14 protein-coding genes and 1 pseudogene are annotated in these 15,918 nt (G+C 61.5%); 5 read left to right on the forward strand and 10 right to left on the reverse strand.

Features of this window, described 5'->3' with window-relative positions; translation table 11 throughout:
• Positions 1–87: 87 nt before the first annotated feature.
• Both AC4LFW_RS02660 and AC4LFW_RS02665 read right to left on the reverse strand, forming a co-directional pair.
• On the reverse strand, positions 88–2,094 hold the full coding sequence (locus AC4LFW_RS02660) for a TRAP transporter permease (protein ID WP_491817559.1): 2,007 nt from the start codon (positions 2,092–2,094) through the stop codon (positions 88–90).
• A gap of 81 nt (positions 2,095–2,175) precedes the next feature.
• The gene (locus AC4LFW_RS02665) at positions 2,176–3,339 is read right to left on the reverse strand and encodes a TAXI family TRAP transporter solute-binding subunit (RefSeq protein ID WP_491817561.1); all 1,164 of its coding nucleotides are present in this window, start codon (positions 3,337–3,339) and stop codon (positions 2,176–2,178) included.
• Between the two features lie 318 nt (positions 3,340–3,657).
• Between AC4LFW_RS02665 and AC4LFW_RS02670 the strand changes: the two genes are divergently transcribed.
• Positions 3,658–4,110 carry a PA2169 family four-helix-bundle protein gene (locus AC4LFW_RS02670; RefSeq protein WP_491817562.1) on the forward strand — a complete coding sequence of 151 codons (453 nt, stop codon included), beginning with the start codon at positions 3,658–3,660 and terminating at the stop codon, positions 4,108–4,110.
• A 148-nt stretch (positions 4,111–4,258) separates the two neighbouring features.
• Positions 4,259–5,167: an AraC family transcriptional regulator gene (locus AC4LFW_RS02675; protein ID WP_491820106.1), complete on the forward strand. Its 909-nt coding sequence runs from the start codon at positions 4,259–4,261 to the stop codon at positions 5,165–5,167.
• A gap of 10 nt (positions 5,168–5,177) precedes the next feature.
• Here AC4LFW_RS02675 and AC4LFW_RS02680 read toward each other — a convergent pair whose 3' ends face one another.
• The 7 genes from AC4LFW_RS02680 to AC4LFW_RS02710 all read right to left on the reverse strand — a co-directional run bounded on the left by AC4LFW_RS02680 (position 5,178) and on the right by AC4LFW_RS02710 (position 11,377).
• Positions 5,178–5,915: an SDR family oxidoreductase gene (locus AC4LFW_RS02680; RefSeq protein WP_491817564.1), complete on the reverse strand. Its 738-nt coding sequence runs from the start codon at positions 5,913–5,915 to the stop codon at positions 5,178–5,180.
• A gap of 129 nt (positions 5,916–6,044) precedes the next feature.
• Complete coding sequence (locus AC4LFW_RS02685) at positions 6,045–6,515, reverse strand: nucleoside deaminase (RefSeq protein WP_491817565.1); 471 nt, start codon at positions 6,513–6,515, stop codon at positions 6,045–6,047.
• Between the two features lie 113 nt (positions 6,516–6,628).
• Positions 6,629–7,405 (reverse strand): ABC transporter permease, encoded by a 777-nt coding sequence (locus AC4LFW_RS02690; protein WP_491817567.1) that lies wholly within the window; start codon positions 7,403–7,405, stop codon positions 6,629–6,631.
• Positions 7,392–8,192: an ABC transporter ATP-binding protein gene (locus tag AC4LFW_RS02695; RefSeq protein ID WP_491817569.1), complete on the reverse strand. Its 801-nt coding sequence runs from the start codon at positions 8,190–8,192 to the stop codon at positions 7,392–7,394. Before AC4LFW_RS02695 ends, AC4LFW_RS02690 begins: the two co-directional genes overlap by 14 nt.
• 5 nt (positions 8,193–8,197) lie before the next feature.
• A complete protein-coding gene (locus AC4LFW_RS02700) occupies positions 8,198–9,175 on the reverse strand; it encodes an ABC transporter substrate-binding protein (RefSeq protein ID WP_491817571.1) in 978 nt (325 codons plus the stop codon).
• 284 nt (positions 9,176–9,459) lie between these two features.
• Positions 9,460–10,992 carry a sialate O-acetylesterase gene (locus tag AC4LFW_RS02705; RefSeq protein ID WP_491817573.1) on the reverse strand — a complete coding sequence of 511 codons (1,533 nt, stop codon included), beginning with the start codon at positions 10,990–10,992 and terminating at the stop codon, positions 9,460–9,462.
• A 142-nt stretch (positions 10,993–11,134) separates the two neighbouring features.
• Positions 11,135–11,377: a hypothetical protein gene (locus AC4LFW_RS02710; protein WP_491817575.1), complete on the reverse strand. Its 243-nt coding sequence runs from the start codon at positions 11,375–11,377 to the stop codon at positions 11,135–11,137.
• Positions 11,378–11,440: 63 nt separating this feature from the next.
• On the opposite strand from AC4LFW_RS02710, the pseudogene AC4LFW_RS02715 reads away from it, so the two are divergent.
• The 3 genes and pseudogenes from AC4LFW_RS02715 to AC4LFW_RS02725 all read left to right on the forward strand — a co-directional run bounded on the left by AC4LFW_RS02715 (position 11,441) and on the right by AC4LFW_RS02725 (position 14,831).
• Positions 11,441–12,749: pseudogene (locus AC4LFW_RS02715) on the forward strand (ABC1 kinase family protein).
• Between the two features lie 39 nt (positions 12,750–12,788).
• Entirely contained in the window at positions 12,789–13,490 is a 702-nt protein-coding gene (locus AC4LFW_RS02720; RefSeq protein ID WP_491817576.1) for an SDR family NAD(P)-dependent oxidoreductase, read from the forward strand.
• A 318-nt stretch (positions 13,491–13,808) separates the two neighbouring features.
• Positions 13,809–14,831 (forward strand): restriction endonuclease, encoded by a 1,023-nt coding sequence (locus tag AC4LFW_RS02725; protein ID WP_491817578.1) that lies wholly within the window; start codon positions 13,809–13,811, stop codon positions 14,829–14,831.
• 146 nt (positions 14,832–14,977) lie between these two features.
• Here the strand turns inward: AC4LFW_RS02725 and AC4LFW_RS02730 are convergent, their stop codons facing one another.
• A complete protein-coding gene (locus AC4LFW_RS02730; protein WP_491817580.1) occupies positions 14,978–15,916 on the reverse strand; it encodes a hypothetical protein in 939 nt (312 codons plus the stop codon).
• Positions 15,917–15,918 lie beyond the last annotated feature (2 nt).

Below are 15,918 nucleotides of genomic sequence, written 5' to 3' on the forward strand. Positions count from 1 at the left end.
AAACCAGCATTACGAACTGAATCAACAGCAATCACCCGCCACTGACCAATAGCCCCGATCAGCGCGGGTCGGGTGCCAAAGCTCCACTCAAACAACCACCGTCGGATGAACCCCTCCCCGCCGCTGGCTCCACTTGGCCAGCAGGATCGCCGGGACAGCAGCGGCGACGCCCACGATCAGCAGTTGCAGGTGACTGAACGGAATCGGCCCGCCGCCGGGAATCGCCACGCACAGCCCGGCGACGAGGATCAGTGTCCGGGTCACCGCCTCGACCGCGATGCTGTGGCCCAGCCGGCCGACGCCGATCAGATAGCCCTGCATCGCCGAGGCGAAGAGGATGATGCCGAGCACCGCCTGGCAGAACACCAGCGCGATCTCCCACAGTGGCCCCTGCATGATCAGCGCGGGGTTGAGCACGAACATGAACGGAATGAAGTAGATCACGCTGCCCAGCCGCATCGCCTGCAGCCCGGTCTCCATCGGCCGCGCGCCGGCCACCGTGGCGGCGGCGAAGGCGCCCAGCGCCACGGGTGGGGTAATGAAGCTGAGCATGCCCCAGTAGAGGATGAACATGTGCACCGCCATCGGATCGAGCCCGCCGCCCTGGATCAGCGCCGGGGCGAGCGCCACGGCGAGGAAGATGTAGGCGGCGGTGACGGTCATGCCGATGCCCAGCACGAAACTGGTCAGCGCGCCCATGATCAGCAGCAGCGGCACGCTGCCGCCGGCCAGGTGAATGAAGTCGTTGGCGATGGTGCCGGACAGGCCAGTCATCGACAGGGCTCCGACCAGCATGCCGACCCCGGCGAGGATGGCGATCAACTCGGCAAATAGCTTGGCCGCCGAGCCCAGGGTGTCACCCACATCGCCCCAGCCCCAGCGGTGCTTCTTAGAAAATTGATTCATCACCAGCAGCAGCGCTGTGGCATAGAAGGGCGCCACCGCTTCGCGCTGCATTACCAGCAGCATCCACACTAGCAGAGCGAAAACGAAGATGAAGTACCAGCCTTCCTTGAGCGTCTCCTTTATCGACGGCAGCTCGGCTTTCGGCAGGCCTTCGATGTTGTTGCGCGCGGCGTAGGCGTCGATCTGAATGAACAATCCGAGGAAATACAGCACCGACGGGATCACCGCGGCGAGCGCGACCGCCGAGTAGGGCACGTCGAGGAACATCGCCATGACGAACGCCGTGGCGCCCATCACGGGAGGCATCAGCACACCGCCGGTGGAGGCGCAGGCCTCGACCCCGCCGGCGAAGGATCGGCTCATGCCGATGCGGCGCATGGCCGGAATCGACAACACGCCGGTGGTCAACACGTTGGTGATGACGCTGCCGCTCATCGAGCCCATCAGGCCACTGGCGAAAATCGACACCTTGGCCGGTCCGCCGCGAACATGCCCCAGCAGGGCGAAGGCGAGGTTGATGAAGAAGGCGCCGCCGCCGGACTTCTGCAGCACCACACCGAAGATCAGGAAGCCGATGACCAGGCCGGCAAAGGCTTGCAGCGGCACGCCCATGACACTCTCGGTGCTCATGGTGTGGTAGATCGCCGCCTGTTCCAGTGTCGAGGGAAAGGCCTGGATCGGACCGGGCATGATGTCGGCCACCATCGGATAGCAGGAAAACAGCGCCACGATCAGCGCAATCGGCCAGCCGCCGGCGCGCCGCGCCGCTTCGATGATCAGGATCCACAAGGCGTAGCTGAACCAGACCGCCTGCTGCGGCGCATCGAAGCCCCAGCCACGCTCGAGGATGGTCTCGGCGTTGACCACGAAATAGCCACTCACCACTGCTGTCACGGCGAATAGGATGTAGTCGTACCAGGGCACCGGCTTGTCCTGGCCGGACGCAAACGCCGGCCAGAGCAAATACACCAGTGGCAGCAACAGGGCCACCACGGCGTAGTAGAACTGCGTTTCAAGCCCGGTGATGACGCGCAGCAGGCCCAGGTTGAACAGGTAATCGAGGGTCATCAGGACGAGCGCCACCGTCACGGCGGCGGGTAGCCAGCGCAGCACGCGCGGCAGGGTGCGCACGCGGCTGATCATTTCCTTGGCTTCGACCGCTTTGGCTTCCGGAGTATCGCTATTCATGGAGTGATCCGTGCAGTGTGCGGCAGTAGATGACGACACGACCCGGCATCAGCGCCGGGTCAGGTTCGCCGATAGTGCGGGTTACTCGAAGACGGGAGTAAAGCCGGCCTTTGTAAGAGCGTTGGCGCGAATCTTCATCCAGGCCGCGGCAAAGGCTTCCTCTTCCTTTGGCGTATCGCCGGCCATGAAGGTCTTCCAGGTGTCGAGCAACAGGTTCTGGCGCTTGATCAGCTGGTCCTGGTGGGCCTGCATCTCATCGGTCCAGATGCCGATTTCCTTGTAGTAATCGACCACGGCGTCATGGAAGGGCACCACCCAGGTCATGTCCTGGTTATCGGCGGCATAACCCGCGGCGCCGGGGGCGCTGTCCTTGTAGCTGTCGTAGTGGTCCTGCAGGGCCTTGACCAGGCCGTAGGCGGTGTTGTCGTCGAGGTCTGCGTTGGCGACCACGATGGGGTAGGGATAGCTCGCGCTATCGACCGGGTTGTCCGGAGAGATGCCGCCGGCGCCGGAGGTGGCTTTCAGTGGCTGGAAATAAGGCGCCACGGCTTTCATCCGTTGCCAGCCGGCCTCATCGTTCGGGTCCAGCACCGGCCAGGTCACGCCGCGTGGGCTGCTGGCCAGCTGCTGGGCGGGCGGGGTGACGGTGGTGGTGAAGGATGCATCCACGTCGCCGGCAATGATGCCGTCGAACGAGCGGGCGTAGCCGGGGTAATCCACGCGGGTCACGTCGTCCCAGGTCAGGCCGCCGAAGGCGAGAAAGGCCTCGGTGCCCTTGTTCAGCGCGTCGTCTCCGCGGATGTAGGCGATGCGCTTGCCCTTGAGATCCGCCGGGGTCTCCACGCCGAGGTCGCCAGCCACCGCCAGCGACAGGGCGAAGGTGGCGCTGGAGGTGGTCAGCACCCGCAGCGGCTGCGGGCCCCAATCGCGGTTGGCGAACATCAGCACGCCTTCGGCGCCGTAGTAGCTGGCGATGCCGCAGGCACAGAGCTGCACGCGCCCGTTCTTCAACGGGGTCATGCGGGAAACATCATTATCGCCGGGAAGGATGCGCACCGACGTCCCGTACTCCTTTTGCAGCATGCCGCCAATGGCGACGGCCTGGGCATAGCCGCTGGAATTGGTGCCGTAGGCGGTCCAGGCCATTGTCTTGGGAAGTTCGATTTCCTTGGCCTGTGCGGCAAGGGAAGTGCTCAAGCAAATCGGAAGAATTGCAACAAGAAGGGGACGGGCAACGCGGCGCATGATCACTCCTGGGGCTTTAAAAGCCTATTATTGTTTTGCAGTGCGGTACTGAATTTTGCAACTGCATCGATACTAGGAATTTGCGAAGTGATCTGTCAAACCCTAAACAGGCACATAGGCCTCCCTTTGTCCGGTTGGCTCTCATGGCCGGATCACGACTGTGCAGGCGGGTTGCAGGCAAACCTATCCCTTCGCGTGCGCAACTCATGGTGACCAGCGAGCGGGGCGGGCTGAACCTTTGGCGAAACGGCGCAGTCGACTTAACAGGTTGGCCGTGTTCATTCCGGCCGTTCACTAGCCCCGCAGGAGAACTGCTCAATGGATACCAAAGACACGATTTCCGTACTCAACGATCTCATCGAAACCAGCAAGGACGGCGAGAAAGGCTTTCGCGAATGCGCCGATGACCTGAAGAACCCGCAGCTCAAGACCACCATGACCCAGCGTGCCCAGGATTGCGCGACCGCGGCTGCCGAATTGCAGCAGCTGGTACGCACCCTCGGTGGCGATCCGGAAACCAGCACCAGCACCGCCGCCGACATGCATCGTCGCTGGGTCGACCTGAAGTCGATGATTACCGGCAAGGACGACGAAGCGATCCTCAATGAGTGCGAACGCGGTGAAGATGTGGCCCTCAAGAGCTACCGCAAGGCGCTTGAAAAAGACCTGCCGATGGATGTCCGCTCGGTGGTCGAACGCCAGATGCAGGGCGTGCAGCGCAACCATGATCAGGTTAAGGCACTGCGCGACGCTGAACGCGCTCGTAGCTGATCGAGCCCGATTGGATAGCGCCGGCCTCGTGCCGGCGTTTCTGTCTAGGCGAGCCAGAACCGGAGCGACCAGCGCTGCTGCGACGTCTGGATGAGCTGCTAAGCTGACCTCCCTCGTATCGCAGGAGGCCCGCCTCGTGAACTCGTTCATGTCTCCCGCCAGGGACGACACCAGCGCCCAGCGTGCCGAGCTGGCGCGGCTGGTTGAAGGTTTTGTCGGTTGCGATGGCATGCACCAGACGGCCATTGAACCGCTGCACCTGATTCGCTGCGCAAGCCCCGGCGAGATGGTCTACGGGCTGCACAAGCCGGCGCTGTGCATCATCGTGCAGGGCGGCAAGGAAGTGCGCCTGGCCGACGAGCTCTACCGCTACGACCCGCTGCATTATCTGGTGGTGTCGGTGACCTTGCCGGTTGCCGGCTGCGTTATCCGGGCGTCCAGCGAAGAGCCCTATCTCTGCATTCGCCTGGATATCGACCCCTCTCTGATCGCCGCGCTGGTCACCGAGACCGACCCCGCACCGGCCCCTGTCGAAGCCGCAGGACGCGGCCTGTATCTGGATCGGATCGATTCGCCGCTGCTGGACGCAACGCTGCGACTGGTCCGCCTGCTGGGGGATCCGAAGGACATTCCCGTGCTGGCGCCACTGGCCGTACGGGAGATCTTCTACCGCCTGCTCTGCGGCCCGCAGGGCCAGCATCTTCAGGCCGTGGCGTTGCAGGGCAGCCAGTCGCACCGGGTCAACGATGCCATCGAGTGGCTCAACCGCAACTACGTCGAGCCGCTGCGCATCGACGACCTGGCCCGCCGGGTCAACCTCAGCAGTTCCAGCCTGCACCATCGCTTCAAGGCGCTGACCGCCATGAGCCCCCTGCAATACCAGAAACAGCTGCGTTTGCAGGAAGCCCGCCGCTTGCTGATGGTCGAGGGCCTCGATGTCTCGACGGCGGCCTATCGGGTCGGCTACGAAAGCCCATCGCAGTTCAGCCGCGAATACAGCCGCCTGTTCGGCGCGTCCCCGGTCAAGGACATGGCCCGCCTGCGCAGCATCGCCTGAGCGGCGGCACTCAGTATGGACTGGCGGTTGGGCGAACGATCAGCTCGCTGACGTCCACATCCGCCGTCTGGTCCACGGCGTAGGCGATGGCCCGGGCGATGGCTTCAGCGGGGATGGCCCCTTTGCGAAATTCCCGCATGGCGGCGCGCGCATCCCCGTCGGAGATGCTCTCGGCCAGCTCGGATTCGGTCACGCCGGGCGAGATCAGTGTCACCCGGATATCGCCGCCGACCTCCTGCCGCAGCCCTTCGCTGATGGCGCGCACCGCATATTTGGTGGCGCAGTACACCGCTGCCGTCGGGCTGACCGCATAGGCACCGATCGAGGCGATGTTGATGAATTGCCCGCTGCGCTGGCGTTGCATCAGGGGCAGGCCCGCGGCGATGCCGTGCAGGACGCCACGAACGTTCACGTCGATCATGCGATCCCATTCATCCACCTTCAGCGCGTCGAGCCTGGAAAGCGGCATCACCCCGGCGTTGTTGATGATCACGTCGACGCGACCGAAATGCTGTTCGGCGCTATCGATGAATGCTTGCATGTCGTCGCGCCGGGTGACGTCCAGCGCGCGCGCCAGGGCGCTGCCGCCAGCAGCGTTGATGTCCGCGGCCAGCGCCTCGAGCCGTTCGAGACGACGCGCGCCGAGCACCACGCGCGCGCCCTGGCCGGCCAGCAGCCGCGCGGTGGCTTCACCGATGCCGCTGCTGGCGCCGGTGATGACGATGACTTTTCCGTTGATGTGGGACATGTGCGGACCTCCGGTTGCAGTGATCAGCACCAATGTGCTGTGGAACCAATGCTAGGGAGGCGGGCTGGCGGAGCGTTAGGCAAATCCTGCCGGGCACTTGCCTGATACTGGCGCTACCTGCCGGATGAACTACCACACGCCTTCGTGCAGCGCCGCAGCTTCGTCTTCCAGCAGCGGGCCGATTACCTCGACCTGACGTTGGCCGCTGCCGAAAACCACGCGGCAGGGCAGATCCAGCGTCGGGTTTTCCGGGTGATTGCCGGTCAGCTGCTTCAGGCTGTGCTCGGACAAGCCGTACACCACCCGGCCCAGGCCGACCCAGTAGGCGGCGCCGGCGCACATCGCGCAGGGTTCGGCCGAGGTATACATGGTGCACCCGGCGAGGAATTCGGGCGTGTAGGTGGTCGAGGCGCGTGTCATCAGCACCCGTTCGGCGTGGCCGGTCATGTCGTGATCGGGCAGGTAGGCGTTGCCCTGTTCCAGCAGCACCTCGCCATCGGGCCCGGCGAGAATCGCGCCGAATGGATGGGTGCCGCTTTCGCGCGCGCGGCGGGCCACATCGAAGCTCTTGCGTAGCAGGGTGAGGTCTTGTTCGTTCATGCGGGTCTCATCGGTGTTGGGGTCATACACAAAGGAGCGGCCGAGCAGGTTCGGCCTTCAGGAGTTTCTCGGACCGGGCTTTACGGAGGGGCGAATGCATTCGCCCACGCATCTCACTGCTGCCCCTTGGGCAGGCTCCAGGGGAACAGCAGCTTCTGCGCCAGGCCGATCAGGTGGAACAGCACCAGGCTGATCACCACCAGCATCATCAGCGCGGCAAAGGCCTGCGGGACCTGGAACATCGAGGTAGAGAAGTTGATGAAGTAGCCCAGGCCCTTTTCCGCCGCGACGAACTCGGCCACCACCGCGCCAATCACCGCCAGGGTGATGGAGATGCGCAAGGCCGCGAACAGATGCGGGACTGCATAGGGCAGGCGGATGTTGCGGTACTCGCGTGAGCGCGACGCGCCCAGCGAGCGTGACAGTTCCACCAGTTCTTCAGGCGTCGCCAGCAAGCCGGTGACGCAGGACACCACGATGGGAAAGAAGGCGATCAGAAAGGTGATGAACACGCGCGGCAGGTCGCCAGCACCCATCACCACCACGATGATCGGCGCCACCGCCACGATGGGCGTCGACTGAACGATCACCAGCAGCGGGTAGAGCGTGCGCGACAGCAGCTTCGAGGACGCCAGGGCGATGGCCAGCGGAATGCCGATCAGGATCGACAGGCCGTAGCCCATCAGGGTCACGCGCAAGGTGGCGAGCAGGTGGTCGCTCCAGCCGGCAAAACCGACCTTGGCGGCTGCGGCCAGGATGGCGCTGGGCGAGGGCAGGACGAAGCTCGGCAGCTTCAACAATCGGCAGGCCGCTTCCCACACCAGCAGCAAGGCGAGCAGTGCCAGCCACGGCGCCAGTCGCTCGCCGAGTTTGAACTTAAAGGCCGACATGACGGGAGAAGACCTGGCGGCGGATGTGGTTGGCGAGCTCATTGAATCGGGGCTCCGTGAGGGTTTCCATGGACCGCGGGCGCGGCAGGTCGACATCGATGATCTCCTGCACGCGGCCGGGGCGCGCCGACATCACCAGGATGCGGTCAGCCAGCAGCAGCGCCTCGGGAATCGAGTGGGTGATGAACAGCACGGTCTTGGGCCGCTGCGTCCAGATGCGCAGCAGCTCCAGGCTCATTTCGTCGCGGGTCAGGGCGTCCAGCGCGGAGAATGGCTCATCCATCAGCAGGATTTCCGGGTCATGCAACAGCGCGCGGGCGATGGCGGCACGCTGCTGCATACCGCCGGACAACTCGTCCGGACGCTTGCCGCAGAAATCCTTGAGACCGACCATCTCCAGCAGCTCGTCACCGCGCAGGATTTCCTGCGCGGTGACGCGACCATATTTATGCCGCATCGGAAAGGTCAGGTTGTCGCGGATGTTCAACCAGGGCAGCAGGGTCGGCTTCTGGAACACGATGCCGATTTCATCCCGCGGCCCGGTCACCGGCTTGCCATAGATGCTCACTTCGCCGCGGGTCGGCCGGACCAACCCGGCGAGGATCCGCATCAGCGTGGACTTGCCGCAGCCGGAGGGGCCTATCACGGCGATGAACTCATGCCGAGCGATATCGAAGCTGGCGCTGTCGAGTGCGGTCACCTCGCTGCCATCGGAGGAAGTGAACACCTGGGTGACGCCGTCGAAGACGATGCTCGGCCGGCTGGGTTGTTTCAGGGCTGCGGTCATCAGCGTTACTCGGCAAAGCTGGCGTCGATGGCAGTGGCCGGGTCCAGGCTATCCAGATCCAGGCCTTGCGCCTTGGCCACCCACTCCCAGGTCACGGCCAGACGCTTGGCATCGAAGCCCTTGCCTTCCGCCTGGCTGATCTCGTTCTGCATCAGTGGCACCGAGGCGGCGAACTGCTCTTCGGCCTGCTGTTCGTCCACTTCCGGAACCATCTTCTTCAGGGCAGCGGCTGCGGCAGCAGGATCGGCAATGGCATTGGCGTTGGCCTGGAGGTACGCCCTGACGAATCGCTTTGCCAGTTCCGGGTTGCTCTGCACGAAGCGCTGCGAGGCAATCAGCGAGAGGCCGTACCCTTCGAAGCCGTATTCGGACCAGGGCAGGATCTCTAACGTCTTGTCGGCTTCGCCCAGCGCACGCCTGAAGCCCGGCGCAACGGGAATCCAGTTGATGGTGGCGTCCACCTTGCCGGTCGCCAGCATCGGGGCCAGGGCGCCCGGGTCGAGCTTGAGCAGCTTGACGCTGTCGGCAGAGATGCCGTTGCGCTCGAGCAGCAGCGGCCAAACCACGTTGGAGGCGGAGAAGGTCGGCGTGGCGACGGTCTTGCCGACGATGTCCTTGAAGCTTTCGATGCCCGAGCCTTCGGTGGTGAAGAAGGCGTCCGGCTGCTTGTTGTAGATCGGTGCGATGGCCACGACAGGCACGTCACCCTGCGCCTTGGCCTGCAGCACTGAGGCCAGGCCAGCGGAGCCGAAGTCGGCGCTGGCGGTGGCCAGTTTGGTGACTACGTCGCTGCCGCCACGGGCGCTGGAGATTTCCACTTCGATGCCTTCGGCGGCAAACAGTCCCTGCTCGACGCCCAGGTAGATCGCGGCCTTGTCGCCAGCCGGCAGCCAGTCATTGAGCCAGCGAACCTTGTCCGCGGCCAGGGCGGATTGAGTGAACAGCGCACAGAGAGCGCTGGCGATCAGGGTGTGCTTAAGCATGCTGCGATTCCTTGAGGTTTATTGATACAGGCTCGTATGCAATAAACGCGTCAGAATCGGAAACGCGCGGTACACAATATTTCTCAAGCTAGGCACAAGCCACTGATGACGGGGCCTGGGCCGCAGCGGCGAGTCATCTTCTCCGTGATCTGGCGATGCGCAGCGCCTGTCCATGCCGGGTTGGGAGGGAGCGCTTGCACCGTTGCGGAGCGGCGCCGGCAAGGCACCGCTCTATGCAGGCGCACCCTTCGTCGTCGCATTCGCCGAGGGTGCGCAATCGAGGATCAGCGCGCCGAGTCGTGTCCTTTGCTGGGCTTGAGTTCAAAGGCAATGGACCAGTTGTAGAGCGGGTAGGGCTTGTCCACCAGTGCCTCGATGTTCGCTTCTTCCGGCATGCCTTCATCAGGCAGGTATTCGTAGTTGGCGTCTGCCACGGTCGGGTCGCTGTCATGCAGCTCACCGGCACCGCCCACTTCGTGGCTGGCGTAGCGGATCGTGGGGATTCCAGCCAGGTCGCGGCCCGCTACGATGCGCAGCACCGTATCGGCGGCGGCTTCGATATTTTCCACCGGCACCTTGCCCTGCTGGTCGGTCAGGACGAAGCCGTAGTTCTCGATCATCCGCGCGTCATGTCCGATATAGGGTTCGCTGAAGGCCAGGGGCGGATGCGGCACGTGGAAATCAATCAAGATCTCGCGGCCTTCGACCGTGGCGCGCCGGGGTGAAAGCGGCAGCCAGCCGCGCTGCTCCACCACGACCTGATGAAAGACTTTGCCAAGCATCTGGCCGAACCAGCGATAGCCGTTGGCCGACAGATGCGTGCCCTTGTCGACGTAGGGATAGACTGGCCCGGCCAGGTACCAGCCGGGCTGTTCCTGCGCCAGTTCCCATTGCGCCATGCCGATGTCCAGGCTGCCGTCGACCACCGAGGTTTTGGCGTCGGTCTGGTAGCTGATGAATGCCGGCATGCGTTTCTGGCCGATGGCCTTTGCGGTGTCGGCGTTCAGGTCCTCGCGCAGCTGGCGCAGCATCTTCTTGTAGTTGGCCTTGTCATTGATGCCGCCTTGCACTTCGGCGTAATCGTATTCGCCCTGGAGCCAGAAAAAGGCGCTGAGGCTGTAGCTTCCGCCTTCGGCCTGGGCGGCCTGGCGTGCCTGGTCCACGGCCTGCAGCACCCGTCGATACTCGTTGGTGCCGCCGACCTTCGCCAGTTGCGCTATGGAGCGTCCGGACGTGGCGGCGTTGCTGGCGACGAGCAGATGCGCCGGGTCGGCATCGAGCCCCTTGCTCTGCAGGTAAAGCCGTCGGGCCATGTTCAGCGCGCCGACTTCCACAGATTCGCCTTCTTCCTGCGCCTGTTTTTCCAGCTTCGCCACGGCGTCAGCGTCGAGCAGCGTCTTTGGGTCGCGCTTGAGCTGCACCACCGCCCGCAGCGGCTTGAACGCGACGCCACCGACCGGGACAAAGCGATCGCCGCTGAAGGTGGCTGAGCGTGTTGCATCACCGAGCATCAGGTTGTCGTAGCCCGGCTGTTTCGACAGCGCAGGCCAGCCCTCGGCGGCTGAGGCCAGTGATTGACCAAAGGTGATGACGTGGTTGTACCTGGCATCGAGCTCTGGCGGGTGCGCTTTGGGTTGCTCGATCTGCTGGGTGCTCCAGCGCTTGTTTGCCGCGTCCCGTGCGGCGATGGCCTGTTCCTCCGCCAACGCAAGGGAAGACGTACCGGCCAGCAGCAGGCCGGCAAGCGCGGCGGCATGTGGCAACTGGTTTCGACGGAATGGGGCAGGGCGGCTGGGCAGGTTGTTCCGGGCGGGCATCGATCGGTTCCTTGTGATTGGGCGCAACGGGCGCGATGCATGGGTCGCCGCAGCTTATAAGCCGCGGGTCAGGCTGCCGTTTCGACGGTCCTGGCTGCGCTTAGTTCTGAGCGGTGGGAAACGGGTGGCAAGCCATGGACGTTCAGGCGTCGACGCGCTCGAGCGCCGTCACCAGTGCCGAGGCGAGTTCTTCCAGCCGGTAGGGCTTGGCCAGTATCGCTACCCCTTCGGCTTCGGCGGGTTGCCTCACGGCCTCGGCGTAGCCGCTGGTGAGCAGAACCGGCACGTCGAATTGCCGCGAACGGATCTCACGCACCAGTTCGAGTCCGTTGTTGTTGTCGTCAATGCCGAACAACGAAGCGATGGCGCAACAGGCTGCAACCATTGGCTCTTGGATCGACCGCCATGCTCCTCCATGATCGGCCTTTGGCTGCTCCGGGTCCCCTGCATGTCTCGATTTTCAGGTCCATCGGCTTCAGCGCTTGGGCGCTTTCTGCGCCTGGGCGGCACAGGCGCGCGCGTCGCCGGCAACCTGCTTGTGCAACGCATCACGCCCGGCAAGGCACGCGTCGACTGGGAACCGGTCGGTGAGTTGCTGGGTGACACCCTGGGGCAGATGAAAGGCCCGGTGCTCAAGCTCGGCCAGCAGGCTTCGCAGTGGCAGGACGTCCTACCCCCGCCGATCAGCGCGGCATTGGCGCGACTGCAGAACCAGGTGCCGTCGCTGCCGTTTAGCTCGCTGGAAGCGCACCTGCAACGACGCTACGACGGCCAGCTGTATGAACTGTTCGACACCATCGAGCCGGTTCCGGCCGCCGCGGCCTCGCTGGGTCAGGTGCACCGCGCCCGTGACCGGCAGGGAAGGGTGCTGATGATGAAGGTGCAGTATCCGGGCATCCACGCCATCTGCGATGCGGACATGCGGCAGTTGCGGCGACTGATGCCGCTGGGCCGGCTGTTCGGCACGCCGTCCGCTCGGCTCGAAGCCGCCTATCGAGAGCTGCAACGAGCCATCGACCAGGAGCTTGATTACGAGGCGGAGCGGCAGAATGTCGAGCGTTTCGCCCAGCACTTCGAGAATTGGCCCGATGTGCACATCCCCTTCGCCATGCCGGAGCTGTGCCGGCCGGGGGTGCTGGTGATGGAGGAAGTACAGGGCCGATCCATGAACGAAGTCGATCAGGCGCCCATGGAGGTCCGCCAACGCCTGGCGCAAACCCTGTGTGCATGGCTGGCCGAGCAGGCGTTCGGCATGGGGCTGCTGCATGCCGATCCGCATCCGGGCAACCTCGCCTGGACCGAGACGGGCGAGCTGGTGGTCTACGATTTCGGCAGCGTCGTGCCTCTGCCGCCCCGGTTGCTGAGTGCCTACGTGCAAATGTTCGAGGCCCTGCGCGGACCTTCCAGCGAGGCCCTGGAGCCTGCGTTCCAGGCGCTGGGGGGACGCCAGCCCGGCAGCGCGCCACCGCATGGCCTGTACCGTCGCATTCACCAAGCTGCTGCATCCCCTGTTGCAGCCAGGCGCGCAGTGGGACTTCCGTGGCGCATCGCTGCACCAGCAACTGGTCGAACTCTTTCCTCTGGTCATGTCGGCGCTCGGCAGCCTGCAGCCGGCGTCCGGTACGCTGCTGGTCAATCGCACCCTGGAGGGACATTACTGGAACCTGTACCGGCTCGGTGCCTGCCTGCCGATTGCCGACCTGCTGGCTGCCCATATAGAGCGCTGGCTCGACGATGCGCAGCAGACCCGACCCTGATCATTCAGCGCGGGCAACCGCGACAAGAGGCAAAGCACCATGCAGATGAATTCGTTCCCCGAGGGTTATCGCGCGCTGGTCATCGGTGCCTCCGGCGGCATCGGCGCAGCGCTGGTCGAGGCCTTACGCGATGACAGACGCTGCGCCCGGGTGGTCGAGCTGGGTCGTTCCACGGTGCCGGCGCTCGATCTGCTTGAAGCGGCCAGCATCGAGCAGGCTGCAGCAGAGGTAGCCGGGCAGGGGCCGTTTCACCTGATCATCAACGCAACCGGCGTGCTCCACGGCAGCGATTTCATGCCAGAGAAGCGCCTTGCCGACCTCAACCAAGAACAGCTGCTGCAGACCTTCCAGATCAACACGATCGGCCCCGCACTGCTGCTGCGCCACTTCTGCCCGCTGCTCGACCGCCAGCGCGGCGTGCTGGCGATGCTCTCAGCCAAGGTCGGCAGCATCGGCGACAACCGCCTCGGCGGCTGGTACAGCTACCGCGCCTCCAAGGCCGCGCTGAACATGCTGATCAAGACCGCCTCCATCGAAGTGCGCCGCAGCCAGCCAAACGTCGTGCTGCTGGCGTTGCACCCCGGCACAGTGAATTCGCGTCTGTCGCAACCCTTCCGCGGCGCCGAAATAGGCCGCCCGCCGAGCGATGCGACGCAGGACCTGTTGCGCGTGATCGACGGCTTAGGGCCGGAGGCCAGTGGTGGGTTTTATTCGTGTAGCGGACAGGTGCTGCCCTGGTAGGCGAGATAGAAACGGGTCTGCGCGCCGCTTTTCACTGATGCGTAGGCATGTATCGGCTTGGGTTGGTGGTGGATGGGGAGCTTTCGGCCAGAAGCGGTCAGCCGTGAAGGCAGTTTTTAATCATTCCGAGCCGCACACAGACGGGATCAGAGTGCAGAAAAGAAAGCGGATTTTTCATTTCCTAACTTAGCTTTGTGCGCATATCGGAAGGCATGAAGAAAAAAGGTTTATTTCGTTCGGGCTTGGCACAAACATCAGCACTATAATATCAATTAGTTATAATCGGCCGCATAGGTAATCCGGGAGCGAAAAAGCAGCATGGGATCAATTTGGTTCGACCCAGAAGTATTAGGCGATAGTTTGTCCGAAACCGCCGGCTACAAATCTGGCCTAGCTTTGTCTATTGAAGAAATGTGTGATCATTTGGTCGGCACAGGATACTCAGATCTTCTAAGGGCCTCTGAGACCCAAGTTGTAAGGCTTCGATCTGAAGATTATGATGATTTATTTTATAAGCTGCTCTATCGAATTGGATATACGAAAGAAGAGTATAATGGAGATATTACAGGTATTGGCCTTTTCCATAAGTACCGCGGAACTGATCTTGAACAAATCCACGCAGGTGTACAAGAACTTTTCATCGAAATTTGGCCGAAGCTTATAGAGACCGCTGTTAAGAGTGGCACTAAAGCCTTAGATCCAACCCCGTTCATTCGCGCGGCCCATATAAAATATGGCTTTAAAGGCGCAGAGTTAGCACTTGAGAGAGTGCAAGTCATTGACGAGGGGATGCGCTTGAGCCCTAACTCAGGACTTCGATATAACGAATGGAGCAGCGTTGAAGCCTTAGAGGCTCTTTTCAAGGGCGGATCGGGAGATGTTGAAGTTGGAGAATTTATAGATCAGAGATTTGTGAATTATCTAATTGCAAATCACGATAGACTTTCTGACATGCACTGGAGAAAGTTTGAGGAACTGACAGCTGAATATTTTTATCAACAGGGCTTTTCTGTGGAGCTTGGTCCAGGCTCAAACGATGACGGAGTTGACGTTCGAGTATGGAAAATCAACCAAGACGAGGGAGTAGAGCCACCCCACATGATAATTCAGTGCAAGCGACAAAAAGCTAAAATTGAAAAAGTCATCGTTAAGGGTCTGCACGCCGACATGCAGCACCTAAACGCGGAGTACGGCTTAATTGTTACAACTTCGGAGTTAAGTCCTGGAGCAAAGGAAACAATTATTGCTCGCGGCTATTCTATAAATGAAGTAGATGGTGCAGGTCTCAAAGAGTGGCTAAAAGCGTTAGAAAAACCAGGCTCTGGGATTGTAAGAGTTTAAATTATTCAGACGACATCCCAGCCCTACCAGAGCGGTAGCTGTCGGCCCCAAGCGGCGTTGTGACGTCTATGGAATCCGGATCGATTGGGGGGCTCTGTTCTGCGGTCAGTCCCCCACGCCGGACTCTACGTCCTATTGCAATATGTTTAGCTTCGCGTAAAGAAATTATTCTGCAAAGCCGTGTTTGACAAACAGCACGATTCAATTTCCGATGCCCTGATCATATGGGGATTCGAAATGCTCAAGGCACCGAGAGAAAATATGTAACATGCGAGCATGGAGAAATAGTAGCTCTCATATCGCTCCAAAGAAGACTTGCTCGTTTTAAATGGGCTCAAAGCTGATCCATGGGCTCGCTCATTTCGCATGGTGAATAACCATATGGAAAGCAAGAATTCTATCCTGCGAGCATCGGTAAGAATGTTTTTCGGGTTCGTGAGGTCAAGAGATGGATAAATATTTCGCCTTTTCTGAGTTCCCACCGTCCCCGATAGATAAAGTCGCATGAAGCTAGAGGCCGATTGAAGAAGCTCGCCAGATGGAATTGGTGTAATACATTTGGACTGGTCGACACTAAATTTTTTTATGAATTCGTCGTAAAATAGCTGTCCGGTGCAATCAACAACTCTTCCAGAAAACTGCTTGCTTGCGTCGTTTTGCGGTGCATACGACTCACACATGCGTCTAACAATGAACATCAATGTTGGGGCGGGGAGATTGCGGCAAAGACTATCCGTGATAACCTTCCACTCCGCCGGCGCCGCTTTGACTAATTCTTTCCCGAGGCCTTGCGCCACTCCTTTTAAACCCTTTTTTGGATACCGCATTTTGGATGAGCTATCAATCACTCTAAAACAATGATCAAACATGTAATCTGGGCGATGCGGGAGTGCTTCTAGACCATCTAGGTAGTGGCCAATATAGACGCTTTGGTTGTTATCCAGAGGCTTGCCTAGCTTCGCTGTTTCGAACGGGATTTTGTCATGATTTCGTCCCAGGCACGAATCAAATTTCTCTTCAGCTTTAAATTTTGTGCGTTGAGGCCATTGGTGGTAAGCATTTAATCGAGCGGCCTTAAAATTCAATA

It is taken from the genome of Stutzerimonas sp. C6.4V, assembly GCF_058536345.1.

What these genes read in the sequence shown, in the direction of transcription:
- AC4LFW_RS02690 (WP_491817567.1), bottom strand. Translation starts at nt 7,405, where the DNA reads ATGTCGGCCTTTAAGTTCAAACTCGGCGAGCGACTGGCGCCGTGGCTG.
- AC4LFW_RS02680 (WP_491817564.1), bottom strand. Translation starts at nt 5,915, where the DNA reads ATGTCCCACATCAACGGAAAAGTCATCGTCATCACCGGCGCCAGCAGC.
- AC4LFW_RS02700 (WP_491817571.1), bottom strand. Translation starts at nt 9,175, where the DNA reads ATGCTTAAGCACACCCTGATCGCCAGCGCTCTCTGTGCGCTGTTCACT.
- AC4LFW_RS02685 (WP_491817565.1), bottom strand. Translation starts at nt 6,515, where the DNA reads ATGAACGAACAAGACCTCACCCTGCTACGCAAGAGCTTCGATGTGGCC.
- AC4LFW_RS02695 (WP_491817569.1), bottom strand. Translation starts at nt 8,192, where the DNA reads ATGACCGCAGCCCTGAAACAACCCAGCCGGCCGAGCATCGTCTTCGAC.
- AC4LFW_RS02675 (WP_491820106.1), top strand. Translation starts at nt 4,259, where the DNA reads ATGTCTCCCGCCAGGGACGACACCAGCGCCCAGCGTGCCGAGCTGGCG.
- AC4LFW_RS02660 (WP_491817559.1), bottom strand. Translation starts at nt 2,094, where the DNA reads ATGAATAGCGATACTCCGGAAGCCAAAGCGGTCGAAGCCAAGGAAATG.
- AC4LFW_RS02710 (WP_491817575.1), bottom strand. Translation starts at nt 11,377, where the DNA reads ATGGTTGCAGCCTGTTGCGCCATCGCTTCGTTGTTCGGCATTGACGAC.
- AC4LFW_RS02670 (WP_491817562.1), top strand. Translation starts at nt 3,658, where the DNA reads ATGGATACCAAAGACACGATTTCCGTACTCAACGATCTCATCGAAACC.
- AC4LFW_RS02725 (WP_491817578.1), top strand. Translation starts at nt 13,809, where the DNA reads ATGGGATCAATTTGGTTCGACCCAGAAGTATTAGGCGATAGTTTGTCC.
- AC4LFW_RS02705 (WP_491817573.1), bottom strand. Translation starts at nt 10,992, where the DNA reads ATGCCCGCCCGGAACAACCTGCCCAGCCGCCCTGCCCCATTCCGTCGA.
- AC4LFW_RS02665 (WP_491817561.1), bottom strand. Translation starts at nt 3,339, where the DNA reads ATGCGCCGCGTTGCCCGTCCCCTTCTTGTTGCAATTCTTCCGATTTGC.
- AC4LFW_RS02720 (WP_491817576.1), top strand. Translation starts at nt 12,789, where the DNA reads ATGCAGATGAATTCGTTCCCCGAGGGTTATCGCGCGCTGGTCATCGGT.